Annotated in this window: 19 protein-coding genes and 1 pseudogene; 4 read left to right on the forward strand and 16 right to left on the reverse strand. The window is 59.4% G+C overall.

Annotated features, from left to right (window positions below; all coding sequences use genetic code 11):
- The first annotated feature begins 367 nt into the window (after positions 1-367).
- Complete coding sequence (locus AABC73_RS05730) at positions 368-649, forward strand: HU family DNA-binding protein (protein ID WP_020292090.1); 282 nt, start codon at positions 368-370, stop codon at positions 647-649.
- A 176-nt stretch (positions 650-825) separates the two neighbouring features.
- Here AABC73_RS05730 and rlmF read toward each other — a convergent pair whose 3' ends face one another.
- Positions 826-1,851, reverse strand: a complete 1,026-nt coding sequence (gene rlmF, locus AABC73_RS05735) for a 23S rRNA (adenine(1618)-N(6))-methyltransferase RlmF (RefSeq protein ID WP_341522807.1) — start codon at positions 1,849-1,851, stop codon at positions 826-828.
- A 147-nt stretch (positions 1,852-1,998) separates the two neighbouring features.
- Here rlmF and AABC73_RS05740 point away from each other — a divergent pair, with 147 nt between their 5' ends.
- Positions 1,999-3,510 carry a hypothetical protein gene (locus AABC73_RS05740; RefSeq protein ID WP_341522808.1) on the forward strand — a complete coding sequence of 504 codons (1,512 nt, stop codon included), beginning with the start codon at positions 1,999-2,001 and terminating at the stop codon, positions 3,508-3,510.
- A 100-nt stretch (positions 3,511-3,610) separates the two neighbouring features.
- On the opposite strand, the gene AABC73_RS05745 is transcribed toward AABC73_RS05740, so the two are convergent.
- From AABC73_RS05745 to AABC73_RS05760, 4 genes are all read right to left on the reverse strand, one after another.
- Positions 3,611-6,457: a valine--tRNA ligase gene (locus AABC73_RS05745; protein WP_341522809.1), complete on the reverse strand. Its 2,847-nt coding sequence runs from the start codon at positions 6,455-6,457 to the stop codon at positions 3,611-3,613.
- A 203-nt stretch (positions 6,458-6,660) separates the two neighbouring features.
- Positions 6,661-7,104 (reverse strand): DNA polymerase III subunit chi, encoded by a 444-nt coding sequence (locus AABC73_RS05750; protein ID WP_341522810.1) that lies wholly within the window; start codon positions 7,102-7,104, stop codon positions 6,661-6,663.
- A 7-nt stretch (positions 7,105-7,111) separates the two neighbouring features.
- Entirely contained in the window at positions 7,112-7,540 is a 429-nt protein-coding gene (locus tag AABC73_RS05755; RefSeq protein WP_341522811.1) for a DNA polymerase III subunit chi, read from the reverse strand.
- A 59-nt stretch (positions 7,541-7,599) separates the two neighbouring features.
- Entirely contained in the window at positions 7,600-9,090 is a 1,491-nt protein-coding gene (locus AABC73_RS05760; RefSeq protein WP_341522812.1) for a leucyl aminopeptidase, read from the reverse strand.
- A 330-nt stretch (positions 9,091-9,420) separates the two neighbouring features.
- Between AABC73_RS05760 and lptF the strand changes: the two genes are divergently transcribed.
- Positions 9,421-10,542 (forward strand): LPS export ABC transporter permease LptF, encoded by a 1,122-nt coding sequence (gene lptF, locus AABC73_RS05765; protein ID WP_341524179.1) that lies wholly within the window; start codon positions 9,421-9,423, stop codon positions 10,540-10,542.
- Entirely contained in the window at positions 10,535-11,596 is a 1,062-nt protein-coding gene (gene lptG, locus AABC73_RS05770) for an LPS export ABC transporter permease LptG (protein ID WP_341522813.1), read from the forward strand. The genes lptF and lptG overlap by 8 nt, the downstream gene beginning before the upstream one ends.
- A gap of 145 nt (positions 11,597-11,741) precedes the next feature.
- Here lptG and AABC73_RS05775 read toward each other — a convergent pair whose 3' ends face one another.
- From AABC73_RS05775 to AABC73_RS05825, 11 genes and pseudogenes are all read right to left on the reverse strand, one after another.
- A complete protein-coding gene (locus tag AABC73_RS05775; RefSeq protein ID WP_331149723.1) occupies positions 11,742-12,227 on the reverse strand; it encodes an RDD family protein in 486 nt (161 codons plus the stop codon).
- Between the two features lie 99 nt (positions 12,228-12,326).
- Positions 12,327-12,539 carry a cold shock domain-containing protein gene (locus tag AABC73_RS05780; RefSeq protein ID WP_003175786.1) on the reverse strand — a complete coding sequence of 71 codons (213 nt, stop codon included), beginning with the start codon at positions 12,537-12,539 and terminating at the stop codon, positions 12,327-12,329.
- Positions 12,540-12,931: 392 nt separating this feature from the next.
- Complete coding sequence (gene gcvT, locus AABC73_RS05785) at positions 12,932-14,056, reverse strand: glycine cleavage system aminomethyltransferase GcvT (protein WP_341522814.1); 1,125 nt, start codon at positions 14,054-14,056, stop codon at positions 12,932-12,934.
- A gap of 107 nt (positions 14,057-14,163) precedes the next feature.
- Entirely contained in the window at positions 14,164-17,028 is a 2,865-nt protein-coding gene (gene gcvP / locus AABC73_RS05790; protein WP_341522815.1) for an aminomethyl-transferring glycine dehydrogenase, read from the reverse strand.
- Positions 17,029-17,038: 10 nt separating this feature from the next.
- On the reverse strand, positions 17,039-17,422 hold the full coding sequence (gene gcvH / locus AABC73_RS05795; protein ID WP_341522816.1) for a glycine cleavage system protein GcvH: 384 nt from the start codon (positions 17,420-17,422) through the stop codon (positions 17,039-17,041).
- Positions 17,423-17,696: 274 nt separating this feature from the next.
- Complete coding sequence (locus AABC73_RS05800; protein WP_341522817.1) at positions 17,697-19,205, reverse strand: sigma-54-dependent transcriptional regulator; 1,509 nt, start codon at positions 19,203-19,205, stop codon at positions 17,697-17,699.
- A gap of 236 nt (positions 19,206-19,441) precedes the next feature.
- Entirely contained in the window at positions 19,442-19,798 is a 357-nt protein-coding gene (locus AABC73_RS05805; RefSeq protein WP_341522818.1) for a DUF5064 family protein, read from the reverse strand.
- A 132-nt stretch (positions 19,799-19,930) separates the two neighbouring features.
- Positions 19,931-20,421 (reverse strand): annotated as a pseudogene (locus AABC73_RS05810) (YbaN family protein).
- Positions 20,402-21,016, reverse strand: coding sequence for a biliverdin-producing heme oxygenase (locus AABC73_RS05815; RefSeq protein ID WP_341522819.1), 615 nt, complete (start codon positions 21,014-21,016; stop codon positions 20,402-20,404). The pseudogene AABC73_RS05810 and the gene AABC73_RS05815 overlap by 20 nt, the downstream one beginning before the upstream one ends.
- A gap of 249 nt (positions 21,017-21,265) precedes the next feature.
- Complete coding sequence (locus tag AABC73_RS05820; protein WP_341522820.1) at positions 21,266-23,875, reverse strand: TonB-dependent receptor; 2,610 nt, start codon at positions 23,873-23,875, stop codon at positions 21,266-21,268.
- Between the two features lie 118 nt (positions 23,876-23,993).
- Entirely contained in the window at positions 23,994-24,962 is a 969-nt protein-coding gene (locus AABC73_RS05825) for a FecR domain-containing protein (RefSeq protein WP_341522821.1), read from the reverse strand.
- Positions 24,963-25,032 lie beyond the last annotated feature (70 nt).

The raw sequence follows: 25,032 nt of genomic DNA on the forward strand, positions 1-25,032 counted from the left end.
GGGGTGGCTCGATTTGACGGCGGCCAGTGTAACGCACCAAAGACATGAACACCGCTGCACCCCGTGGTTTTAGCTCCGATCAGGCTCAAACCCCCGTTTTTTTGAGTTGAAACACTTTAATCCTGTCCAAACGGGTAGGTTAGTGCGGATATTTACGCGGCTCTGTGCTAGTTTTGCGCGGTCTTGCGCACTACAGCGCGCTAAGCACCGCAGTTTGTGTGTGATTGAGCCGAACCAAAGCCCGGTTTCAGTATCTACATTTCGCGATTAATCGTGGCTGCTACTGGAGGGCCAGGTTCATTGCCTGGCCCCAGGCCGACACCGCATCCTGCAATCCAAATGAATTTGATAGGGAAGGAACACCACCATGGCTCTGACTAAAGACCAATTGATCGCCGATATCGCTGAAGCTATCGACGCGCCAAAAACCACCGCGCGTAATGCTCTTGAGCAATTGGGCCAAATTGTTGCCGATCAACTGGAAAACGGCGTTGAAATCACTCTGCCGGGCATCGGCAAATTGAAAGTGGCAGAGCGTCCAGCTCGCACTGGCCGCAACCCTTCGACTGGCGCTGCCATCGAAATCGCTGCAAAGAAAGTCATCAAGTTCGTACCAGCTAAAGTGCTGAGCGACTCGATCAACAAGTAAGCCCACGCTTACTGTTGAAAAAGCCGTGCTCCGGTCAACCGGGCACGGCTTTTTTGTGGGCGTTGTTTGTAGGACCGGCTTTAGCCGGGAGGGCGACTGCTCGGGAAATCGGGATACCGGGACATTTGTGCGTGATCCGACAGTCTCCCGGCTAAAGCCGGTCCTACGGTTCGGGGTTATTTATCCAGAACCCAACGCTCCTGACGCCAGGCTTCTTGCTGTGCCTTGTCGAGGAAGGTCCAGGCCACGAAGCGGCTTTGTTTTTGCCCCTGGCCCATCTCGATGACGCGGCTTTCGGCAACGCCGGCTTTTTTCAGGGTGCTTTGAATCAGTGGCAGGTTCGAGGCCTTGGACACCAGGGTGCTGAACCAGAACACTTGTTTGGGCAAGCGCGTGCTTTCGTTGATCATCTGGGTCACGAAGCCGATTTCGCCGCCTTCACACCATAGCTCCTGGGATTGTCCGCCAAAATTCAATACCGGCAATTTGCGCTTGGGATCAGCTTTGCCCAGGGCGCGCCATTTGCGCTCGCTGCCGCGCTGTGCTTCGTCGATGGACGAGTGGAACGGCGGGTTGCACATGCAGACGTCGAAGCGTTCGTCGCTCTTCAACAAATCCAGCAGGATCTGCTTGCGATTGGCTTGCAAGCGCAAAGTGATGACTTTGCTCAGGCTGTTGGATTTGACGATGGCGGTGGCCGCTGCAATTGCGGTCGGATCGATATCCGAACCGAGAAACTGCCAGCCATAATCGCTGTGACCGATCAGCGGATAAACGCAGTTGGCGCCCATGCCGATGTCCAGCGCCTTGATCGATGCGCCACGCGGGATCACACCTTCGTTGCGCTCGGCCAGCAAGTCGGCGAGGAAGTGCAGATAGTCCGCACGGCCCGGAATCGGCGGGCACAGGTAGTCGGCCGGGATATCCCAGTGCGCCACGCCGTAGAACGACTTGAGCAGCGCACGGTTGAACACGCGCACAGCGGAAGGGTTGGCAAAGTCGATGCTTTCCTTGCCATACGGATTGATGATCACGAATTCAGCCAGCTCGGGGCTGCTTTTGATCAACTTGGGAAAGTCGTAGCGGCCCTGATGGCGGTTGCGCGGGTGCAGCGTGGCCTTTTCTTTCGGCTCGACGGGTTTTGCCGGAGCTTGATGGGCAGGAGTTTTACGCGGAGAGGAGGGTTTGCTCGGGGTCGTCATTGATCTGTCGATTCAGGAGAGGCATTAGCGCGAGGGCAGCATTGTCCCACATCCCGTGGGGTACCTGTCATTTCTACCAGCTAGACGGGGTGTATTTCCTGTGATTGGATGATTGGCGTAAGTATACGAACAGGGAGCAATACTGCTATGAAAGCATCTTTCTTTTTGATCTTCCTTCTATCTGAGATGTATATGACTGCGGCCATTGCGGTTGCGGAACAAACCATCGATGATCCTTTTATGCCAACGGTTTCGGCGGGGTCAGCACATTATAAGAAACTGGAATATCCAGCCCGTGAGGATTACGATTTCTACAGGGCAATTGGTTTGCTGCGGGGCATCTGCACTTCGTCATTTATCAAGACCAGTGATGATCCTTCCGCGCCAGCGTATCTGTTATCTGCCGGGCATTGCGTGCAAGAACTTGATGAGCTGGCTGATAACAGTGTTGTGATAGATAAGCCCGTGGAGTTCAGTGTCGCATTCAATAACTTTGTTGATACGCAGGGCGATAGAATCTGGGTCAATATCGACCAGATCGCCTATTCCACCATGAAGGGCATGGATATCTCACTATTGAGAACGAATAAAACGATCGGTGAGTTGCAAGCCCTTAATCTTCAAGCGTTCACGCTGAGCAGGCGCGTCCCCGTCAACGGTGAAGGGACTGTTGTGGCTGGTATGCCTAATGCGACTCCGCTGATGATTGATCGGTGTCCAATCACTGAGCGTGTTGATCTTCTGGAGGGCATCTTTCATTTCAATGATTTCCTGGAGGAGACCTGTGTGCTCATTGGGGGGATGTCGGGAGGACCATCGTTCAGCGCCGCAGCAGATGGGCAGCCTACGGAGCTCGTGGCTGTATCGAGCACGGCCGCAGATGAACGTATCTGGCTGGGAACCCCTTGCCACATCAATAAACCTTGTGTCGGCAGGCCAGAAGGATTCGTTCAGGCTCAAAGCCATTCCTACATCGTCCCTGTAGCGGGAATACAAGACTGTTTTGACAATAAGGGACTGTTTCAATTGAGTCATGCGGGCTGTCCGCTGCCGACGCCAACGGGGCTGATCATCGAGAATCATCCCGACGAAATAACCGGTGCCAGTGCCGCGAGTGAAAATCAGACCTGGAATTTCACGCCGCAGCATCCATCGGGCGGGTTGAAAGTGAAGATGATTGACGTCAGGGGGCCGTCAGATACATGCAAGTCCATGACGGGCTATACGCCGGTGGTGTTACCCGGCTTTGATCCGCGACTTGAACAAATACCTGTGCATAAGGAAGGTATCTATCAATACTGTTTGCTTCCTGCTGACAGTCCCACCGCAACTGCTGCCGATGTAATTATGGTCAAGGTCGATAATACACCGTCAGCGCTTCAGCCTGATGTAAGAGTTCTCGCGGGTACTGACAATGCGATAAGAATATTCTACTCCTATATTCTTAATGAGAACTCCAGCTTTTACTCTGCGTACGGTCCGCTTGATAATTTTGTTTGTCCGGTAGTGGGTTCGGACAGTTATGAAGTTATTGCGGAAATGACCTTTATTGACGTGCCTTATCCTCGAGTCAAAGTCTGCAGTTATCTCGAAGACCCAGCGTTAAACAAGGGCGTGCTTTATGAGCTTGACTATCCGCCAGAAGGCGCGAAAAAGTGAGGGGTGAGGTAGATAATAATGTGTAAAATCGCGCGCCCCGGATAGGGGCGAGCAAGATATACAGCTACCCGATAGTTGAGATCGGGTAGCTGTACTGCGTTTACAAACTCGCGATCCGGGCGTGTTGCTCCGCCAGTTTGCCCAAGGCCTGTTCAGCCTCGACCATTTTCGCGCGTTCCTTGGCGATGACTTCTGGCGGCGCCTTGTCGACGAACGCTGCGTTGGACAGCTTGCCGCCAACCCGTTGCACTTCGCCTTGCAGACGCTGGATTTCCTTGTCCAGACGCGCCAGTTCGGCGTCCTTGTCGATCAGGCCGGCCATTGGCACCAGCACTTCCATCTCGCCGACCAGGCCGGTGGCGGACAATGGCGCTTCTGCGCCCGGTGCCAGGACGGTGATGGATTCCAGCTTGGCGAGTTTCTTCAGCAGGTAATCGTTCTCCTTCAGGCGGCGCTCGTCTTCGGCGCTGACGTTCTTGAGGAACAATTGCAGCGGCTTGCCCGGACCGATGTTCATTTCGCCACGAATGTTACGGGTGGCGAGCATCAGGCCCTTGAGCCATTCGATGTCGTCTTCGGCCGCCTGATCAATGCGTGCTTCGTTGGCCACTGGCCAAGGTTGCAGCATGATGGTCTTGCCTTCGACGCCCGCCAGCGGCGCGAGGCGCTGCCAGATTTCTTCGGTGATGAACGGCATGAACGGATGCGCCAGACGCAGCGCGACTTCCAGCACGCGAACCAGTGTGCGGCGGGTGCCGCGCTGGCGTTCGACGGGCGCGGTTTCGTCCCAGAGAACCGGCTTGGACAGTTCCAGGTACCAGTCGCAATACTGGTTCCAGATGAACTCGTACAAGGCCTGCGCCGCGAGGTCGAAACGGAACTGATCCAGTTGGCGGGTCACTTCGGCTTCGGTGCGTTGCAGCTGCGAGATGATCCAGCGATCGGCCAGGGACAACTCGACCGCTTCGCCGTTCTGCCCGCAGTCTTCGCCCTTGTCCAGCACGTAGCGGGCGGCGTTCCAGATCTTGTTGCAGAAGTTGCGATAGCCTTCGACGCGGCCCATGTCGAACTTGATGTCGCGACCGGTGGACGCCAGCGAGCAGAACGTGAAGCGCAGCGCGTCGGTGCCATAGCTGGCGATGCCGTCGGCGAACTCGTCACGGGTCTGCTTTTCGATTTTCTTCAGCAGTTTGGGCTGCATCAGGCCGGTGGTGCGCTTGGCAACCAGGTCTTCCAGTTCGATACCGTCGATGATGTCCAGCGGGTCCAGGACGTTGCCCTTGGACTTGGACATTTTCTGGCCCTGGCCGTCGCGCACCAGACCGTGCACATAAACGGTCTTGAACGGGACTTGCGGCGTGCCGTCTTCGTTCTTCACCAAATGCATGGTGAGCATGATCATCCGGGCGACCCAGAAGAAAATGATGTCGAAACCGGTCACCAGCACGTCGGTGGAGTGGAACGTCTCAAGCGCCTTGGTCTTTTCAGGCCAGCCCAGCGTCGAGAAGGTCCACAAGCCCGAACTGAACCAGGTGTCGAGAACGTCGTTGTCCTGTTGCAGCGCAACGTCCGGACCCAGATTGTTCTTGGCGCGCACTTCGGCTTCGTCACGACCGACGTAAACCTTGCCGGACTCGTCGTACCAGGCCGGAATGCGATGGCCCCACCAGAGTTGACGGCTGATGCACCAGTCCTGGATGTCGCGCATCCACGAGAAGTACATGTTTTCGTACTGTTTAGGCACGAACGCGATGCGGCCGTCTTCGACTGCAGCAATGGCCGGTTCAGCCAAAGGCTTGGTGGACACGTACCACTGGTCGGTCAGCCACGGCTCGATGATGGTGCCGGAGCGGTCGCCTTTCGGCACTTTCAGCGCGTGGTCGTCGACGCTGACCAACAGGCCAGCGGCGTCGAACGCAGCGACGATCTGCTTGCGGGCTTCGAAACGGTCCAGACCTGCGTAGGCGGCAGGCAGGTGACCGTCAACGGTTTCGTTGAGGGTGCCGTCGATGTTGAACACCTGCGCCACAGGCAGCACGTTGGCGTTCTTGTCGAAGATGTTCAGCAGCGGCAGGTTGTGGCGCTTGCCGACTTCGTAGTCGTTGAAATCGTGGGCCGGGGTGATTTTCACGCAGCCGGTGCCGAATTCAGGATCGCAGTAATCGTCAGCAATGATCGGGATACGGCGGCCAACCAGTGGCAGCTCGATGAACTTGCCGATCAGTGCCTTGTAGCGCTCGTCTTCCGGGTTCACGGCGACAGCGGCGTCACCGAGCATGGTTTCCGGGCGAGTGGTGGCGACGATCAGGTAATCCAGGCCGTCAGCGGTTTTCGCGCCGTCAGCCAGTGGATAACGCAGGTTCCACAGGAAACCTTTCTCGTCGTGGTTTTCCACTTCAAGGTCGGAAATTGCCGTGTGCAGCTTGGTGTCCCAGTTGACCAGGCGCTTGCCGCGATAGATCAGGCCGTCTTCGTGCAGGCGCACGAACGCTTCCTTGACCGCGTCCGACAGGCCGTCGTCCATGGTGAAGCGCTCGCGGCTCCAGTCTACGGACGAGCCGAGGCGACGAATCTGACGGCTGATGTTGCCGCCGGACTGATCCTTCCACTCCCAGATTTTTTCCAGGAACTTGTCGCGACCCAGGTCGTGACGGTTCAGGCCTTGTGCCTCGATCTGACGCTCCACCAGCATTTGCGTGGCGATACCGGCGTGGTCGGTACCCGGCTGCCACAGGGTGTTGCGACCCTGCATGCGGCGGAAGCGGATCAGGGCGTCCATGATCGCGTTGTTGAAACCGTGGCCCATGTGCAGGCTGCCGGTGACGTTCGGCGGCGGGATCATGATGGTGTACGGATCACCCGAGCCTTGCGGAGCGAAATAATTCTCGGACTCCCAGGTTTGGTACCAGGAAGTTTCGATGGCGTGCGGCTGGTAGGTCTTGTCCATGCGCGGCGGGAACCTAATTGGCATTAATTCAGGAAAGCCGGCAAGTATAACGGGGATGAACGGCTGGGCGTAGAGCGGGGCGATCAAACGGGACAATTTGTCGTAGGACCGGCTTTAGCCGGGAGGGTGCCGGGACTGAGCAGGGAAGTGTTCAGGACGCATTGGCCTCTCCCGGCTAAAGCCGGTCCTACGGGGCAGCGGTGTTAATTCTGCTGCTGACTGAGCAAGCGCTCCATCCTCGCTTCAAGGCGACGTTTGATTTCGGTTTCGATGTGCGGGGCGAAGTCGTCGATGACGTCTTGCATGATCAATTGCGCGGCAGCTCGTAGTTCGGTTTCCAGATGCAGCAGCGCATCCGGATTGGCTGCTGGTTTCGGCGACGCTTGTGCCTGAACCGGTTCGGCCTGATGAGCAGGCGGTTGCGGTGTCAGGACCGGGATATCGGCTTCGTCGGTGTCGAAGTCCAGATCATGGTTCAACGCCGGTTTGGCGCCCACCACATCGAACAGCAACGGAATCTGGGTTTCGCTTTTGACCGTGTCGGTTAGCAGCGGCGGTTGCAGAGAGTCATCGCCGAGCAGTTGCCGGATCGACTCAAGGTCATCCAGCAGGTTGGCGGAGTCTTTCAGGGGTTTCAAAGTATCCATCGTATGCTCAAAGACGCTGTAGCCGGTGATATTGCAGAGGATAGCCGTGTTCACGATAGAAACGGAAACTCTCTCGTGCGGCCAGACGAATTGCCGGGTCTTCGACGACGATTTCCGCGACGCGGGCGAACCGTTTGAAGAACTCGGGGATGCGCAAATCAAGGTTGACCAGCAAATCCTGATGTTGCCCAGGGTCGTCCCCCAGGCCCAGAACCACGGGCGAGAGCTGATCGTCTTCGGCGGCGCTATGGGGCAGAAAAGCTTCGCCCTTGAAGCGCCAGAGTCGCGCGTCGAGGTCGTCACGTTGCGCGGCATCGCTGCAATGCAGGTACACGCGGTGGCCGAGACGCCAGGCTTTTTCGGTCAGTTTGCAGGCAAAGTCCAGACGAGCCGAAGGTTCGGCGCTGGGAAGAATATAGAAGTCGACTTGGGTCATGGAGAAGTCCGGTACGCAAAATGTGCCTGCCCGAAGGCAGGCACATTCATGCAGGCCAGTTATGCGCCAGCGCGGTCAAGCAGGTATTGAGTCAGCAACGGAACCGGACGGCCAGTGGCGCCCTTGTCCTTGCCGCCACTCAGCCAGGCGGTACCGGCGATGTCCAGGTGCGCCCACTCGTACGCTTTGGTGAAGCGTGACAGGAAGCAGGCCGCGGTGATGGTGCCGCCTTTCGGGCCGCCGATGTTGGCGATGTCGGCGAACGGGCTGTCCAGTTGCTCCTGGTATTCATCGAACAACGGCAGCTGCCAGGCACGGTCGTCGGCCAGTTTGCCGGCATCCAGCAGTTGATTGATCAACGCATCGTTGTTGCCCAGCAGGCCGGAGGTATGACCGCCCAGCGCCACGACGCACGCGCCGGTCAGGGTCGCGATGTCGATCACGGCCTGCGGCTTGAAGCGCTCGGCGTAGGTCAAGGCATCGCACAGCACCAGACGGCCTTCGGCGTCGGTGTTGAGGATTTCAACCGTCTGGCCGCTCATGGTAGTGACGATATCGCCAGGGCGCGTCGCGGTGCCGCTCGGCATGTTCTCAGCGCAAGCCAGGACGCACACGACGTTGATCGGCAGTTGCAGCTCAAGCACGGCGCGCAGGGTGCCGAACACGCTGGCGGCGCCGCACATGTCGAACTTCATCTCGTCCATGCCGGCCGCAGGCTTGATGCTGATACCGCCGGTGTCGAAGGTAATGCCTTTGCCGACCAGCACGAACGGCTTCTCGCTTTTCTTGCCGCCCGAATAGTTCATGACGATCAAGCGTGGCGGCTGGGCGCTGCCTTGTGCAACCGCCAGAAACGAGCCCATGCCCAGTTCAGCGAGTTTTTTCTCGTCATGAACTTCGACTTTCAGGTTTTTGTAAGCTTTGCCCAATGCCTTGGCCTGCTCGCCTAGATAAGTCGGGTGGCACAGGTTAGGCGGCATGTTGCCCAGATCACGGGTGAACGCCATGCCAGCCGCGATAGCCTGGGCGTGGGTTGCAGCGCGTTCGACGTCGGCAACGCTGAGCTTGTCGGTCAGCAGGGTGACTTTTTTCAGCGCCTTGGGTTCGGCTTTCTGGGTCTTGAAGCGATCAAAGACGTATTCGCCATCGGCCAGGGTTTCCACCAGCAGGCGGGTCTTGCCATAAGTGTCACGGTTCTTGACGGCCAGTTGGTCGACGGCGATGACCGCGTCGGTGCCGCCCAGGCTTTTCAGAATCGACAGCACGCCGCTGATGACTTTCTTGAACTGGCGGTCGGACAATTCCGCGTCTTTGCCGGTGCCAACCAGCAGCACGCGTTCGGCTTTCAGGTTGGGCAAGTTGTGCAGCAGCAGGCTTTGACCGACTTTGCCGGCCAGGTCGCCGCGCTTGAGCACTGCCGCGATGGTGCCGCCACTGAGAACGTCGATGGTTTTTGCAGCGTCGCTGAGCGCGCGGCCTTCGCCCACGGCAACCACCAGCGTGGCGGTCTTCAAGGTTTCTGGGCTTACGCTTTTAACAACCAATTCCATGTCGGGGTCCCCGAATAAACGATGAGCTTTGCGAAATGAATGACGTGCGCGGCAGGGCAGAGGTGTTTCGCATGACGATGCCAGCGACAAGGCCCGCAGTTTGACCCCCGCGCACGACCCCTGACAACCCCGTAAAACGCGCGGGCGGGGCCGCGTGTAGGACGCGTACGTGCGAACTATCCAGAGTGCGCAGTGACAGACCACCTCAATCACAGGATAATGCCGCATATTTTTTTGGTGGTTCCCCTGTTTATCGGGTCTAAACCGTACCGCCGCTGATACCTTTTTCTTGTCCGGCCGCTTGCGCCTGGCAACCCTGGAGTGTCTGGTTTGATTGTCTTCCGTTATCTATCCCGAGAAGTGCTGCTTACCTTGAGCGCTGTCAGCGCCGTGCTGCTGGTAATCATCATGAGCGGACGCTTCATCAAATACCTGGCCCAGGCGGCCTCCGGTGCGCTGGATCCCGGCGTGTTGTTCATGATCATGGGCTTTCGTCTGCCAGGCTTTCTGCAACTGATCCTGCCCTTGGGTCTGTTTCTGGGGATTCTGCTGGCGTACGGCCGGTTGTATCTGGAAAGCGAAATGACCGTGCTCGCCGCCACCGGCATGAGCCAGCAACGCTTGCTATGGATGACCATGGCCCCGGCGGCGCTGGTGGCGCTGCTGGTTGCCTGGCTGAGCTTCAGCCTGGCGCCGCAGGGCGCGACGCAGTTTTCCCTGTTGATCAACAAACAGGATGCGATGACCGAATTCGACACACTGGTGCCGGGCCGCTTCCAGACCCTGCGTGACGGCAGCCGGGTGACGTACACCCAGGACCTGTCGGATGATCGATCGAAGCTCGGCGGGGTGTTCATCTCCGAAAAACGCATGTCTCAGGACAAGTCCAAGGATCGCGGCATCACCGTGCTGGTCGCCGAAAAAGGCCACCAGGAAATCAAGCCGGATGGCAGTCGCTTCCTGATTCTGGAAAACGGTTATCGCTACGACGGCAATCCGGGCGAAGCCAACTACCGCGCCATCAAATACGACACGTACGGTGCCTTGCTGCCCAAGCCGGACATCAGCGACGAAATCACCGACCGCGATGCGATCCCCACCAGCGAGTTGTTCGGCAACGATACGCCGCGCTACAAGGCTGAACTGCAGTGGCGCGTTTCGCTGCCGATCCTGGTGTTCATCGTCACCTTGATGGCCGTGCCCCTGGCCCGGGTCAACCCGCGCCAGGGCCGCTACCTCAAGTTGCTGCCGGCGATCCTGCTTTATATGGCGTACCTGACGATCCTGATTGCCGCCCGTGGCGCCCTTGAAAAAGGCAAGCTGCCAATGGCGCTGGGCTTGTGGTGGGTTCACGCATTGTTCTTGTTGATTGGCCTGGGACTTCTGTACTGGGAACCGCTGCGTCTGAAAATGGCGAGTCGTCGCAGCGTACCGGAGGTGACCCATGGTTAAGCTCGATCGTTACATCGGCAAAAGTGTATTCGTCGCGATTCTCGCGGTACTCGGGATCATTCTCGGGCTGGCCTCGCTGTTTGCCTTCATCGACGAGATGGGCGACGTCAGCGACAGCTACACCTTGCTTGACGCCAGCAGCTTCGTGCTGCTCACCGCGCCACGTCGGCTTTATGAAATGCTGCCGATGGCGGCGCTGATCGGCTGTCTGATCGGCCTCGGCAGTCTGGCCAGCAGCAGCGAACTGACCATCATGCGCGCTGCCGGTGTGTCCATCGACCGTATCGTCTGGGCTGTCATGAAGCCGATGCTGGTGCTGATGATCGCGGGCGTGTTGATTGGCGAGTATGTGGCGCCGGTCAGTGAAAACCAGGCTCAGGCCAATCGTTCGCTGGCGCAAGGCACCGGCGACGCACAAAGCGCACGGCATGGTTTGTGGCATCGCCAGGGCGAGGAATTCATTCACATCAACACCGTGCAGCCCAATGGCTTGCTGTATGGCGTGACGCGTTATCGCTTCGACGATCAGCGCCATATGCTGACGTCCAGCTTCGCCAAGCAGGCTAATTTCAAGACCGATTACTGGGAGCTGAAAGACGTTACGACTACGTTCTTCCGCGACGGCAGCACCGAAGTGATCAATACCCCGCAAGAGCGTTGGGACGTGGCCCTCAGCCCACAACTGCTGAGCACCGTAGTGCTGCCGCCTGATTCCCTGTCCATCAGCGGTTTGTGGGGTTATGCGCACTATCTCGCCGATCAGGGCCTGAACAGTGGCCGTTACTGGCTGGCGTTCTGGACCAAGGTGCTGCAACCGCTGGTCACCGTGGCGCTGGTGCTGATGGCGATATCCTTCATCTTCGGACCGCTGCGGTCGGTGACACTGGGGCAACGGGTGTTTACCGGCGTGCTGGTGGGCTTCACCTTCCGTATCGCCCAGGACCTGCTTGGGCCGTCGAGCCTGGTCTTCGGCTTCTCGCCATTGTTCGCGGTGCTGGTGCCGGCGGCGGTGTGCGCGCTGGCCGGGATCGTCCTGCTGCGTAGGGCTGGGTAGCGAATCGTCCTCTCGCTGTAGGAGCCAACTTGGCTTGGTGGGAGCTAGCTTGCTAGCGAAGGCGGTTTTTTGGGTGCCGGAAATACTTTGGATGTTCCGGCCCATTCGCGAGCAAGCTCGCTCCCACGGTTGTGTTGCGTTGGATTCACTTCTGCTTGGGAATCCGCACCAGTTGGCTGTTCGAATACATGTCATGCCAGCTGCGCTTTTGCTTGTCGAACAGCGACCAGATGAAGCCAAGCCCGACGCACAGCCACGAAGCGATGGATACCACGAAGCGCAGCAACGCTTGCCACAGGCTGATGCCGGTACCGTCGGCGTTCTGCACGCGGATGCCCCAGACCTGCATGCCCAAGGTCTGCCCGGAATGTGTCCAGAACTTGGCAAAGAAGCCGAACAGGACGAAGAACAAGATAGTCGACAGCAACGGGTCGCCATCCAGGGAACCTGATTCGGACAATGCGCGCAGTTTGGCTTCGCCCACGAACGCCATCAGCACCAGCTTGTAGATAAACGCGGTCATCATCAGTAGCGCAAAGCACAGCAGGGCGTCGTAGCAGATCGCTGCAAGCCGTCGGCCAAGGCCCGCAGCCGGAAATTCACCTTGCGGTCGCAGCAGATGTTTGGACATGGCAAAGCTCTCGGGCATGGGGAGGACCGACATTTTACGGAATTACGCCCATAAAAAAGCCCCTGATGTCAGTATCAGGGGCTTTTTTAACGAAGAGATTTAAGCTTCCGCTTGAACTTCATCCGCTTGCATGCCTTTCTGGCCTTGCACTGCAACGAAAGTCACCTTCTGACCTTCTTTAAGGCTTTTAAAGCCATTGCCCTGAATAGCGCGGAAGTGCACGAACAGATCCGGTCCGCTTTCTGGAGTGATAAAACCAAAACCTTTCTCGTCGTTAAACCACTTGACGGTACCGCTCTGACGTTGAGACATTTTCTTTTTCCCTGGAACTTGAAATTAATGACAGCTTCTTTCTCATGAAAGAACTGGGGCTGGTTGCAGGAAGTAAGAAACGTAGAGCGGGATGTAGCAAAACTCAGAGCTACTGCCCAGGTCCCGATTCCAGCGACCTATGCAAACACAGTCAGGAAACTCTACGCTATCTCTTGTAACAAAAACAAGCCCCCGCGGAGGCCCGGTTTTGCTGGGCCAAAAGGCTTGTTTTAAATTATTAACCAAAAAGACAGAATCGATAGTTTTTAACTTTCATACGCACTTTTAGGGTGCGCTGCATGGGCTCTAACGGTGCTGATTTAAACAGTGCTATGCAGTTGTATAACTAAGCGGTCTAAAGTTATACAACCACATTTTTTTGACGGCAGTAATTAGCCGCGGAAGTAACGTTGTGCCACGAAAGGCATTTTGCTCACTACCATGGGTACTTTCTTGCCACGCACGATGGCCCAAACAGGGGTTTCCAATGCAGTGAAATCCTTGTCCAGATAACCCATGGCCAACGGGCCGCCCAGACTTGGCCCGAAACCACCGCTGCAAACGGTACCGATGCCGTTGCCGTCGGCATCGACGATTTCCGTGCCTTCACGCACTGGGGTGCGCTCTTGCGGCAGCAGGCCGACGCGCTTACGGGCCGGAGCCGATTGCTGCTGGGCGAAAATCTGTTCCGCGCCAGGGAAGCCGCCAGCACGCGCGCCATCGGCACGGCGCACTTTGGAGATCGCCCAAAGCAGGCCGGCTTCGATGGGCGTGGTCTCGGTGTTCATGTCGTGGCCGTAAAGGCACAGACCGGCTTCCAGGCGCAGCGAATCCCGTGCGCCAAGGCCAATCGGGGCGACTTCCGGTTCTGCCAGCAAGCGACGCGCCAGCGCCTCGGCCTGATCGGCCGGGACCGAAATCTCGTAACCGTCTTCACCGGTGTAACCGGAGCGGCTGACATAGCACTCGACGCCCAGCAACGTAACGCTGGCGAATTGCATGAAGGTCATCGTCGCGACTTCCGGCGCCAGGCGCGCCAGGACCGTCACGGCTTGCGGACCCTGCAAGGCGAGCAGGGCGCGCTCGTCGAACAACGGCTGGATTTCACAGTGGCCAGCCAGATGTTTGCGCAGGTGGGCGAGGTCTTCGTTCTTGCACGCGGCATTGACCACCAGCATCAGCTGGTCGTTGCCCAGGTTGGCGACCATCAGGTCGTCGAGGATGCCGCCGGTTTCATTGGTGAACATCGCGTAACGCTGCATGCCGACCGGCAGATCGATGATGTCCACCGGGACCAGCGCTTCCAGCGCCTTGGCGGCTTCGGCACCGGTCAAGCGGATCTGGCCCATGTGCGATACATCGAACAGGCCGGCTTTTTCCCGGGTGTGCAGGTGTTCTTTCATCACGCCGGCGGGGTATTGCACCGGCATGTCGTAGCCGGCAAACGGCACCATTTTGGCACCGAGCTCGCGGTGCAAGGCGTGGAGCGGGGTGGTGAGCAGTTGTTCGGTGGTCATGATCGATTTCCTTTTGAAGAGGCGAGGCGCCAGACGTCCGTAGGACCGGCTTTAGCCGGGAGTGCTTATCTCGCGGCTAAAGCCGCTCCTACGGCCCGATCAGAAAATTACGCCTCTTGATAGCTCTCGATGGACGGGCACGCGCAAATCAGGTTGCGGTCGCCGAACACGTTGTCGACGCGGCCAACCGGCGGCCAGTATTTGCCATCGATCAGCGATTCGACGGGATATACCGCCTGCTCACGGCTGTACGGGTGAGTCCACTCGCCAACGATTTCCGCAGCGGTGTGCGGGGCGTTTTTCAGCGGGTTGTCTTCCTTGTCCAGGGTGCCGTTTTCCACCGCGCGGATTTCTTCGCGGATCTTGATCATGGCGTCGCAGAAACGGTCCAGTTCTTCCTTGGATTCGCTTTCGGTCGGCTCGATCATCAAGGTGCCCGCCACCGGGAACGACATGGTCGGGGCGTGGAAACCGAAGTCGATCAGGCGCTTGGCTACATCATCGACGCTGATGCCGCTGCTGTCCTTCAGCGGGCGCAGATCAAGGATGCATTCGTGAGCCACCAGGCCGCTGCTGCCGGTGTACAACACGGGATAGTGTTCTTCCAGGCGACGGGAAATGTAGTTGGCATTGAGGATCGCCAATTGCGACGCCCGCTTGAGGCCTTCGCCGCCCATCATGCTGATGTACATCCAGGTGATCGGCAAAATGCTCGCGCTGCCGAAAGGTGCCGCGCACACCGCGCCTTCCTTGCGCGCCATGGTGCCGTGGCCTGGCAGGAATGGCGTCAGGTGCGACTTCACACCAATCGGGCCAACACCTGGGCCGCCACCGCCGTGGGGAATGCAGAAGGTTTTGTGCAGGTTCAGGTGGGACACATCGCCACCGAACTTGCCCGGTGCGCAGAGGCCGACCATGGCGTTCATGTTGGCGCCGTCGATGTAAACCTGACCGCCGTTGTCATGCACGATGCCGCAGATTTCGCGGATGCCTTCTTCGAACACGCCGTGGGTCGACGGGTAGGTGATCATCAGCGCCGCAAGGTGGTCGCGGTGCTCGATGGCCTTGGCGCGCAGGTCTTCGATATCGACGTTGCCCCGTGCATCACAGGCGGTTACGACTACACGCATGCCCGCCATGTTGGCGGTGGCCGGGTTGGTGCCGTGTGCCGAAGACGGGATCAGGCAGATATCGCGGCGCTCATCGCCACGGCTCTGGTGATAGGCGCGGATCGCCAGCAAGCCTGCGTATTCGCCCTGGGAACCGGCGTTCGGTTGCAGGGAAATCGCATCGTAGCCGGTGGCGGCGCAGAGCATCGCTTCCAGTTCGTCGGTCAGTTGCTGATAACCGGCGCTCTGCTCGGCAGGCGCGAACGGGTGCAGGTTGCCGAACTCGGCCCAGGTCACCGGGATCATTTCGCTGGCGGCGTTGAGCTTCATGGTGCACGAACCCAGCGGGATCATGGTGCGATCCAGTGCCAGGTCCTTGTCGGCCAGTTTGCGCAGGTAGCGCATCAGCTCGGTTTCAGAATGATAACGGTTGAACACCGGATGGCTGAGAATCGCCGATTGGCGCAGCAACGCCCGTGGCAGGCGCGACTCAACGCTGGCAGCCAGCGCTGCAAAGTCCGGCAGGCTCTGGCCTTCGCCCGCGAAGATTGCCCACAGGCTTTCAACGGCGGCTTGCGAGGTGGTTTCGTCGAACGACAGGCCCAGGCGCTGGGCGTCGATTTCCCGCAGGTTGATCTGCTGGGCGCGCGCCTTGGCGTGCAGCGCGGCAGTATCAGCGCCGGTGTTCAGGGTAAGGCTGTCGAAGAAAAATTCCTGCTCGACGTTCAGGCCCAGCGCAGTGAGGCCCTTGGCGAAGATCGCCGTCAGTTGATGCACGCGATTGGCGATTTGTGTCAGGCCGCGCGGGCCGTGGTACACGGCGTACATGCTGGCAATGTTGGCCAGCAGCACTTGTGCGGTGCAGATGTTGCTCGTGGCTTTTTCACGACGAATATGTTGCTCGCGGGTCTGCATCGCCAGACGCAAGGCTTGCTTGCCGTGGCGATCCACCGATACGCCGACCAGACGGCCTGGCATGTCGCGTTTGAACGCATCGCGCGTCGAGAAGTAAGCCGCGTGCGGGCCACCGAAACCCAATGGCACGCCGAAACGCTGGGCACTGCCGATGGCGACGTCGGCGCCGAATTCACCCGGCGGGCTCAGCAAGGTCAGGGCCAACAAGTCAGCGGCCACGGCGACCAGTGCATGGGCTGCGTGGAAGCGCTCAACCAGTTCGCGGTAATCAAACAGGTCGCCATTGCTGGCAGGGTATTGCAGCAGGGCGCCGAAAAACGCGCTGACATCGCTCAACTCGGCTTCGTCCGCCACCACAACCGTGATGCCTAACGGCTCGGCACGGGTGCGCAGCACGTCGAGGGTTTGCGGGTGGCAATGGCTGGAGGCGAAGAACTGATGGCTGCTTTTGTTCTTGCTCAGGCGCTTGCAGAAGGTCATGGCTTCAGCGGCGGCAGTGGCTTCATCGAGCAGCGAGGCGTTGGCAATCGGCAGGCCGGTGAGGTCGCTGATCAGGGTCTGGAAGTTGAGCAGCGACTCCAGACGGCCTTGGGAAATTTCCGGCTGATACGGCGTGTAGGCCGTGTACCAGGCTGGATTTTCCAGCAGGTTGCGCAGGATCGGCGCGGGTGTGTGGGTGTTGTAGTAACCCTGGCCGATGTAGGTCTTGAACAGCTGATTCTTGCTGGCAATGGCTTTGATCGACGCCAGGGCATCGGCTTCGCTCAAGCCCGGTTGCATGCCGAGTACGCTGGTGCCCTTGATGCTTTCCGGGATGACGCTGGCGCTCAGGGCTTCCAGCGAGTCGAAACCCAGGGTCGCGAGCATGGCCTGTTCGTCAGCGGCGCGCGGGCCAATGTGACGGGCGATGAATTCGTTGGCGGTGCTCAATTCGATACGGTCAGTCATGTCGTGCTCCTCAGGCTTCAGCGTTGGCTTTGATCAGGCGGTCGTAGGCGTCCTGATCCAGCAGGCCATCGATGGCGCTGGCGTCTTGCGGGATAAAACGGAAGAACCAGCCTGCGCCCAAAGCGTCTTCGTTGACCAGTTCCGGGGTGCTGTTCAGGGCCGAATTGACCTCGACCACTTCGCCATCAAGCGGCATATTGATGCTGCTCGCGGCCTTCACCGATTCTACGACCGAAGCCTCGGCGTGTTGACGATAAGCCTGCAATTCCGGGAGTTGCACATACACCACGTCGCCCAGGGATTCTTGCGCATAAGGCGTGATGCCAACCGTGACACTGCCATCGGCTTCGGCACGCAGCCATTCGTGGTCAACGGTGAATCGCAACTCGCTCATAAAAACTCCTCAAGGGGACAAAGGCTCGTGCCAGGCGCGAGCGTAATGAGCTTGTACTAAGCAAGTTTGCGGCCAAGGTTGTTTGGGTCAATGAAATCGGGGGTTTGCAGGTTTTTTGCCAGATCGGGCACAGGTCTGGTGTAGCGAAATCGCTACAGTTTGAGGTCGCTGGCAATGGCTTGTTTGCGCAAGGGCCAGGCGGGCATGGATATGCCGAGGTCGTAGCGATATCGTTACGAGTGTATTGAAATCGGTACGTGAGCTGTCAGTGGGATCAACCCTTTCCGGAAATCCCGTATTTGCGCAGCCGATGGGCAATCGCGGTGTGTGAAGTCTGCAACCGCGCTGCCAACTGGCGCGTGGACGGGTGTTCGCCGTAGAGCTTTTCCAGCAGCGACTTTTCGAACTGTTCGACGGCCTGTTCCAGGCTGCCGACCTCACCCTCATTGACTCCGGCAACCGCAGTGCCGGCGATGTCCAGATCACCGATATCCACCAGATTGCTTTCGCTGATCGCGGCGGCGCGGAAAATCACGTTCTGCAATTGGCGCACGTTGCCCGGCCAGCGGTTGCTGAGCAGCGCCGGATAGGTTCCGGGCGCCAGGCGACACACTGGACGCTGGATCTGCGCGCACGCCTGTTCCATGAAATACCGCGCCAGCAGCAGAATGTCCTGGCCGCGATCACGCAACGGCGGCACTTCGAGATTGAGCACATTGAGGCGATAGAACAAGTCTTCGCGGAACGTGCCTTCGCTGACCATTTTTTCCAGATTGCGATGGGTGGCGCTGAGGATGCGCACGTTGACCTTCACTTCCCGGTCGCCGCCCACCCGCCGAAAACTGCCGTCATTGAGAAAGCGCAGCAGTTTGGCTTGCAGGTAAGGCGACATTTCGCCGATTTCGTCGAGGAACACCGTGCCGTGGTTGGCCAGCTCCATCAGCCCCGGCTTGCCGCCACGTTGCGCGCCGGTAAACGCGCCGGGGGCATAGCCGAACAGCTCGCTTTCGGCGAGGTTTTCCGGCAGCGCCGCGCAGTTCAGCGCCAGGAACGGCGCGCTGTATCGGGCGCTGGTGGCGTGGCAGGCGCGGGCGACCAGTTCCTTGCCGGTGCCGGTTTCACCCTGGATCAGCAGCGGCGCATCCAGTGTCGCCACCCGTTGCGCGCGGGTCTTGAGGGTGCGGATGGCCGGGGATTCGCCGAGCAAGGCATCGAAACCTTCGGCGTGATCATGGTGCAGCGCGGAAAGACGCTCGCCGATCCTGCTCGGTTGATAAAGGGTCAGCAGCGCCCCGGCATCGGTGACCGGCGTTGCGTCCAGCAGCAGCGCCTCGCCGTTGAGGGTGACTTCACGCAGCGGCAGGCGAAAACCGTTTTCCAGCAGGGCGTTTTGCAGCGCCGGGTCGGCGAACAGCTCGGCCACCGATTCACCGGCAGGTTCGCGGCCAATCAAGGTAATTAGCGCCGGGTTGGCCAGCAGCACATGACCGGCGCTGTCCAGCGCCAGTACCGGATCGGTCATGGCGGCGAGCAAGGCATCCAGTTGCAGATGGCGGCGCTGGCCAGGGAGGATGTCGACCACGGTGATCGCCTCGACACCCCGCACCCGGAACAAGGCGTCCTTGAGTTCTTCAAGAACCTGATGGCTCAGGGTCGGCGCATCGATATAGACGTTGGGCGGCACCATTTCCACGGCATCGAGGTTCAGGTTGCGTCCGCCCAGAATGGCCAGGACTTCCTGGGTGATGCCGACTCGGTCGATGAAGCTGACGTGGATGCGCATGGCAAGCTATGAATTCCGGGCCGCGAGGGGGGCGATTATGCCAGTAAATAGTGCTCGCCGAGCCACGGTAAACACGTTGGAACAAGCAGGCGGCGCTTGCGACTTGCCCGCGAAGGCGATGTTTTCGCATCGTACATCGCATAACTGTCTGAATTACCCCGTCACTGCGCAGGACCGGCTTTAGCCGGGAGAATGCCTCCCGGCTAAAGCCGGTCCTACGGTTGTTCCAGATGTTGTCAGGTCAAATGTTCCGGCTTCACCGGATCGCCCGATTCGGCGTGCAGCTTGTGGCGCACGTCTTCGAACATCAGGTCGTAGTCCTTGTGCATCGCCAGGGGTAGCGTTACAGCGGGTGGCAGGCCATGTTTGAGGGCGATGCGGTTTGCGTCATGGGCGAAGTTAAAGGCCATATCGCGCGGCAGTTCAAACTCTTCCTGAAAGGTATTGCCGCCCACATCGCCTTCCATGACGAAGTGCATGGACTTGCCTTCCACCGGGTTTTCGCAGACTTCATAACGAATATGGATGTTGTAGCTGAAGTCCGAGGCTTGCAGTGCAGTGCGGCTGATATGGAGATGGCCTGGCTCGAACATGTCATTGCCTCAGGAAAGTCGAAAGAGAAGGGTAGACCGTTCAGGCTACCCAGCGTTCAGCGGCAGGAAATGATGCAACCATAGACGATATTGAATAACACGGACGTGACGTGGGACAAAACCCTTGCGCCATCACTGAGCCGTGGCCGAAGGCTCCGGGCGCGACCAGATCCACAGATTGCCCAGGCTCATGCCCGCGACTGCGGCATACAGCGGCCAACTGTGGGGCATCAGGCTGAACATGAGGATGGCGCAGACCAGCATGCTGACCGTAGCGCTGATCTTGGCTTGTCTCGCGACCAGCTTGCCATTGCGCCAGTTACTCAGGATCGGGCCGAACAGACGATGGTTTTCCAGCCAGGCGCTCAGGCGCGGCGAACTTTTGGTCGCCGCCCAGGCAGCCAGCAGGATGAATTCGGTGGTGGGCAAGCCAGGCACAAAAATGGCGATCAGGCCGATGCCCAGGCTCGTGTAAGCGAGCAGGCCAAAAAGACAGCGGGAAATTCTGGACCCTGGAGGTTTGCTGGTCATGGTCTCGTCAGTGGTCGATGGGGACATGGCTGTCATGGAAATCCCGGCCAGCTTAACAGGCCGGGCCGGTTTTCAGGTGGCGGCCATTGCAGCGGGCTGTGCCGTGGCGTAGGCGTGATGCAGCAGGACGTTGAAGCGTTCGAACGCCTCGATGGCGCCTTGCTCGGCTTGCGCTTCCTCTTCGGAGCTGAGCGTCTGGCTGTCGAGGATGCGCGTGAAGGTCTTCCAGCCTTGCGCACGACCACCGGCGGGCTCGCCGAGATGGCGGGCGCCGAAGGTGTCGCTGAGGTTCAACGCGGCGGCGCGCTTGATCAGAAACGCAGCACCGAGTTTCGAGCCTTCGGAGACGAAAAGCCAGCCCAGCGCCCGCGCCTTGGCGGGATTGCGCAACGCACCACTGACCGGCGCAGGGATGTCGGTATTCAGGTCGCCAAGATCGGCCATCGCCTGCTCGGCGCGACAGCGGCTCGCCAGATCGGGGAATATCCGGATCAGGTCAGGATCGGTGTACAGCGCCTTGAGTTCCGCCTGAAACAGATACTGCGCAACCACGAAGCGAGCGTAGCTGGCCAGGGTGCCGAACGGCGCATTGGCCTTGACCGCTTTATCCAGTTGCTCGTGGGGCGCGTGGGTCACTTGATTCAAACGTTGCGAACGCAGAGCCAGAGTTTGATTTTCGGGAGTCATCGGGTCTTCCTTGTGAAAGCGGCGGGCTTGTTAACAAGACGATTGGCAAGTGTGATTTGCGTAAAAACAGGCATCTGTAGGCACGACGCCTCGCCAACAAGTTGGCTCCTGCAATTTCGACCTCGACGCGATCCTGTAGGACCGGACTTGTCCGGGAAGGCGTTGGGCCAGTCGAAATGATGCTGACCAGTCCGACGCCATCGGGGACAAGTCCCCTCCTACCAGAGCGTGCCGGGAGTGGGCCGTGGATCAGATATCCCACACCACGTTGACGGCGAAATTGCGTCCCGGCTGGGTCAGGCGATCCAGTGACGCCGGGCTGGTAACGCCGGCTTCGCCCACGCCGTCATAGCCGCGCACGTCGTCCCACTGCCAGTATTTCTTGTCGGTCAGGTTGTACAGACCGGCATTGAGGGTGACGTCGTCGGTGACTTTGTAGAAACCTTCCAGATCGAGCACGCCATAACCGGGTGTCTTGAACTGGCTGGACGAACCGTCCGGGGCGTGGAAGTTGGTACTGTCTACACGATCCTTGCGTTTGACCAGAGTCCAGCTGAGCAGGCCGCCATAGTTCTCCTGCTCATAGCCCAGGCCCAACACGCCCTTGAGCGGGTTGACGCTGTTGATCGGTTCGCCGGTGTCGTCGTTGCGGCCGTATTGGTAAGCCGCCGATCCCAGGGCGTACAGGCCGTCCGGCGCGCCGAAGGTGTCCAGATTCAGGCGACCCTTGAGCTCGACGCCCTTGATGGTGGCGTGCTTGATATTGTTGGACTGGAACACCGCCTGGGTGGCAGTCGCAGGCTGGATCGCGTCTTCATTGATGAAGTCGCGGTACTTGTTATAGAACACCGCGACGTCGAACGATCCCGCATCAAAATGGCCGCGCAAGCCGGTTTCGTAGCTCTTGCTCTTCTCGGGTTCGAGGTTGGAGTTGGGCTCGACGATGTAGCCGGTTTGCAGGTTTTCAAAGCGCCCGTACAAGGCTTTGGCGCTTGGCGTGCGGAAACCTTCGGCGTATTGGCCGAACCAGGTGTATTGCTCGCTGAGGGCGTAGGTCACGCCGAACTTGGGCGACAGGCGATGCCAGGTTTTGTTCTCGTCACTGACCTGGCCGCCGCCGGTTGGGTTGACCGTATTGAGGAATTCCTGAGTGATGTGCGGGCTCAGGTCGATGTAGTCGTAACGCACACCGGGCAGGAAGGTCCAGTCGTTCCAGTGGATCTGATCCTGGGCGAACAGGCTGTAGGTGTTGATGGTCGGGTCCGGGAAGTCACTCGATGGCGTCAGGCTGTCGGATGCCGTCGGGCTGCGCGCGCCGATCACCCGACACGTGCCAAGCACCGCTGCGCAGGTCGCGTTGCCGCTGCGTTGACCGGTGACTTTCTGTTGTTTGAGAGTGGTGCCGTACGTCAGCACATGCTCGGTGTCAGCGATGCTGAACGCCTTGTCCAGTTGCGCGTCGAGAATCCACTGGCGTTCCTTGTAATAGGTATCCCGGGAGCGCCAGACATCCCGCGAGCCAGGCACGTAGCGCTCAAGGGTGCTTTGATCGGTCTTGGCGATCTGGTAATTCAGGCTCAGCTTGACGTTATCGACCAGCAGGCTGTCCAGCGCGAAGCTGTTTTCCAGGCCGAAGCGCTCGCGGGTGATGGTGTCGTTGCCGGTCCGCGCCCGATAGAAGCCAAAACCGCTGCCTGCGTTGAACGGCCCGCCCACCGCGCTCTTCTGGTTGGTGTCGCGGTCATCCTTGTACTTTTCGTAGGTCAGGCCCAGGCGTGAGCCGTCGTTGTAGTTCCAGCCCAACTTGGCCAGGACGTTGGTGGTCCGCGCGTCTTCCGGGTTGGCTTCGGTGCGTTGCAGCCCGGTGCCGCCCGTGCTGCCGTAGGATTCGGCCTCGTGACCATTGCGCTGGCTCACATGCAGCAAGCCGTCAAAGTCGCCCTGGCGCCCGGCGACTGTGGCGGAGGTCAGCCAGCTGTCATCGGCGGAGCTGTAGCCGGTCTTGAGGCGTGCGCCGACGTCCTTGCCGTCCTTGATGATGTCGCTGGCATCGAGGGTGTAATAACTGACCGCGCCGCCGATGGCGCTGCTGCCGTACAACGCCGACGCCGGGCCACGCAGGATTTCCACGCGCTTGACGATTTCCGGGTCGACGTAATTACGATGGGTGTTGGCGTAGGGGCCAGAGAAGAAACCGTCCGGGACCTCGACACCATCAACCTGGGTCAGGATGCGGTCGCCATCGATGCCACGAATGTTGTAACCGGTGGTGCCTGCGCGCTGGCCTGCGCCGCCCACTGAAACTCCCGGCTCATAGCGCACCAGATCGCGAATGTTATTGACGTTGTGCCGGTCCAGATCCGCGCGGTCCTGAACCGTCACGCTATTGGGCACCGACGTGACGTCCTGGGCCTGACGCGTGGCGCTGACCGTGATCTGCTCCAGGGCGATGGCGCCAGCGGTGCGTTTTTCCAGCACGACGTTGTTGTTGCCCAGGTTGCGATAGCCCAGATTGGTGCCCGCCAGCAGGCGTTCCAGGGCTTTACCCGCGGACAGATTGCCGGTCGCGCCGGGCGAGGTGACGTTGGTTGCCAGCGCGGATGACAGGCCGACTTGCCAGCCGGTGATGCGACTGAACTCGTTAAGCGCGGCAGCCAGGGGTTGTTGCTCGATGGCGAAAGTGTAAGTGCCGCTGCTGCGACTGGCGGTTTCGGCGCTGCTGGTCTGGCTCGGGGTCGCGGCGAAAGCCATCGGGCTTGCAGCGAGCACAGCGAGGGTCAACACCGAAAGCGTGAAACTTTGCAGTCCCGCAGTGGACGGTGTGGCAAAACCTGTGGCGGGTGTGAACGTGGACGACATCGATAAAGCTCCCTGGCTCGCTGGCAATAGTGTGTGCAGAAGGTTCGTTAATACGAATCAATTGCATTGGCTATGACTAGACGAGCGACGAGCGGTTATCGCGTAAAAATAATCCGGATCAATTCAATATGACTACCGCCGGCAGCTCATGCAGGCTGGCGGAGGTGATGTGGGCGAGGGAGCGGACCACCTCAAGCGGGTTGTCGAGACGGTAATTGCCGGTGACGGCGACGCGTTCCAGCGTGTCGTTGGTGTTGACGATCCAGCCGGGGTAATAGCGCCGCAACTCAGCCAGCACTTCGCTTAACGGGCAGTTATCGAACACCAGACGGCCCTGAACCCACGCCAGATCGGTGTTCTGATCCAGCTTCTGCCGATGACTTGCGCCATTGGAATCAACGCTGATGCTGTTCCCGGCGATGACCGTCTGCGCATTGTTTTGCGGGGTGCGTACGTCGAGCGCGCCACGTTCGACGTGAATCTGCGCCACGCCATCCAGATAGCGCACAGCGAACGCGCTGCCGCTGGTACGCATGCTCACCGTTCCCGCGCGGACTTCCAGAGGCAGGTTTTGACTGGCGGCGGGCACTTCAAAAAACGCTTCGCCTTGCAGCAAGTGCGCCACGCGGGTCTTGTCGGTGATGTCGCTGGAAAACGCCGAATTGGTATTGAGCAACACCCGGGAACCGTCTTCGAGCTGCAAGCGCTGGCGCTCGCCGACCACGGTCAGATGATCAGCCTGCAAGCGCAACCCCAGATTGCTGAAATGAAACACCGCGACCAGCAGCAGCGCCGCCGTGGCCAACGGCTTCCAGCAGGCCAGCGCGCGGCGCCGCCAGACCGCCGGGCGCACAGGCTCCATTGCGGCGGCAGCGTGTTCGACCGGTTGCGAATGCCAGACCGAGTGCACCCGCTCGAAGGCTTTGCGATGAGCAGGGTCGGCCGCCAGCCAGGCCTGAAAACGCGCCTGCTGCTGTGGGTCGTCGCTGTCCAGCTCGATCAGCCAGTTCAAGGCCTGATTCATCGCGCTGTCGTTGAGTACATCCTGTGCGACTGAAGGCGCGCGCAGGGTGTCAGGATCTTTCACGGATGATTCTCGGTAGTTCTTGTTGATCGGCTGCCGATCCGCATGCCGGTACACGGGCTGCCCGCAGCCT

The sequence above is a fragment of the Pseudomonas sp. G.S.17 genome (assembly GCF_038096165.1).
GTDB lineage: Bacteria > Pseudomonadota > Gammaproteobacteria > Pseudomonadales > Pseudomonadaceae > Aquipseudomonas.

Bases quoted from the DNA above. Each gene is read 5' to 3' on its own strand.
- AABC73_RS05730 (WP_020292090.1), top strand. From the start codon at position 368: ATGGCTCTGACTAAAGACCAATTGATCGCCGATATCGCTGAAGCTATC.
- rlmF (WP_341522807.1), bottom strand. From the start codon at position 1,851: ATGACGACCCCGAGCAAACCCTCCTCTCCGCGTAAAACTCCTGCCCAT.
- AABC73_RS05740 (WP_341522808.1), top strand. From the start codon at position 1,999: ATGAAAGCATCTTTCTTTTTGATCTTCCTTCTATCTGAGATGTATATG.
- AABC73_RS05745 (WP_341522809.1), bottom strand. From the start codon at position 6,457: ATGGACAAGACCTACCAGCCGCACGCCATCGAAACTTCCTGGTACCAA.
- AABC73_RS05750 (WP_341522810.1), bottom strand. From the start codon at position 7,104: ATGGATACTTTGAAACCCCTGAAAGACTCCGCCAACCTGCTGGATGAC.
- AABC73_RS05755 (WP_341522811.1), bottom strand. From the start codon at position 7,540: ATGACCCAAGTCGACTTCTATATTCTTCCCAGCGCCGAACCTTCGGCT.
- AABC73_RS05760 (WP_341522812.1), bottom strand. From the start codon at position 9,090: ATGGAATTGGTTGTTAAAAGCGTAAGCCCAGAAACCTTGAAGACCGCC.
- lptG (WP_341522813.1), top strand. From the start codon at position 10,535: ATGGTTAAGCTCGATCGTTACATCGGCAAAAGTGTATTCGTCGCGATT.
- AABC73_RS05775 (WP_331149723.1), bottom strand. From the start codon at position 12,227: ATGTCCAAACATCTGCTGCGACCGCAAGGTGAATTTCCGGCTGCGGGC.
- AABC73_RS05780 (WP_003175786.1), bottom strand. From the start codon at position 12,539: ATGTCTCAACGTCAGAGCGGTACCGTCAAGTGGTTTAACGACGAGAAA.
- gcvT (WP_341522814.1), bottom strand. From the start codon at position 14,056: ATGACCACCGAACAACTGCTCACCACCCCGCTCCACGCCTTGCACCGC.
- gcvP (WP_341522815.1), bottom strand. From the start codon at position 17,028: ATGACTGACCGTATCGAATTGAGCACCGCCAACGAATTCATCGCCCGT.
- gcvH (WP_341522816.1), bottom strand. From the start codon at position 17,422: ATGAGCGAGTTGCGATTCACCGTTGACCACGAATGGCTGCGTGCCGAA.
- AABC73_RS05800 (WP_341522817.1), bottom strand. From the start codon at position 19,205: ATGCGCATCCACGTCAGCTTCATCGACCGAGTCGGCATCACCCAGGAA.
- AABC73_RS05805 (WP_341522818.1), bottom strand. From the start codon at position 19,798: ATGTTCGAGCCAGGCCATCTCCATATCAGCCGCACTGCACTGCAAGCC.
- AABC73_RS05815 (WP_341522819.1), bottom strand. From the start codon at position 21,016: ATGACTCCCGAAAATCAAACTCTGGCTCTGCGTTCGCAACGTTTGAAT.
- AABC73_RS05820 (WP_341522820.1), bottom strand. From the start codon at position 23,875: ATGTCGTCCACGTTCACACCCGCCACAGGTTTTGCCACACCGTCCACT.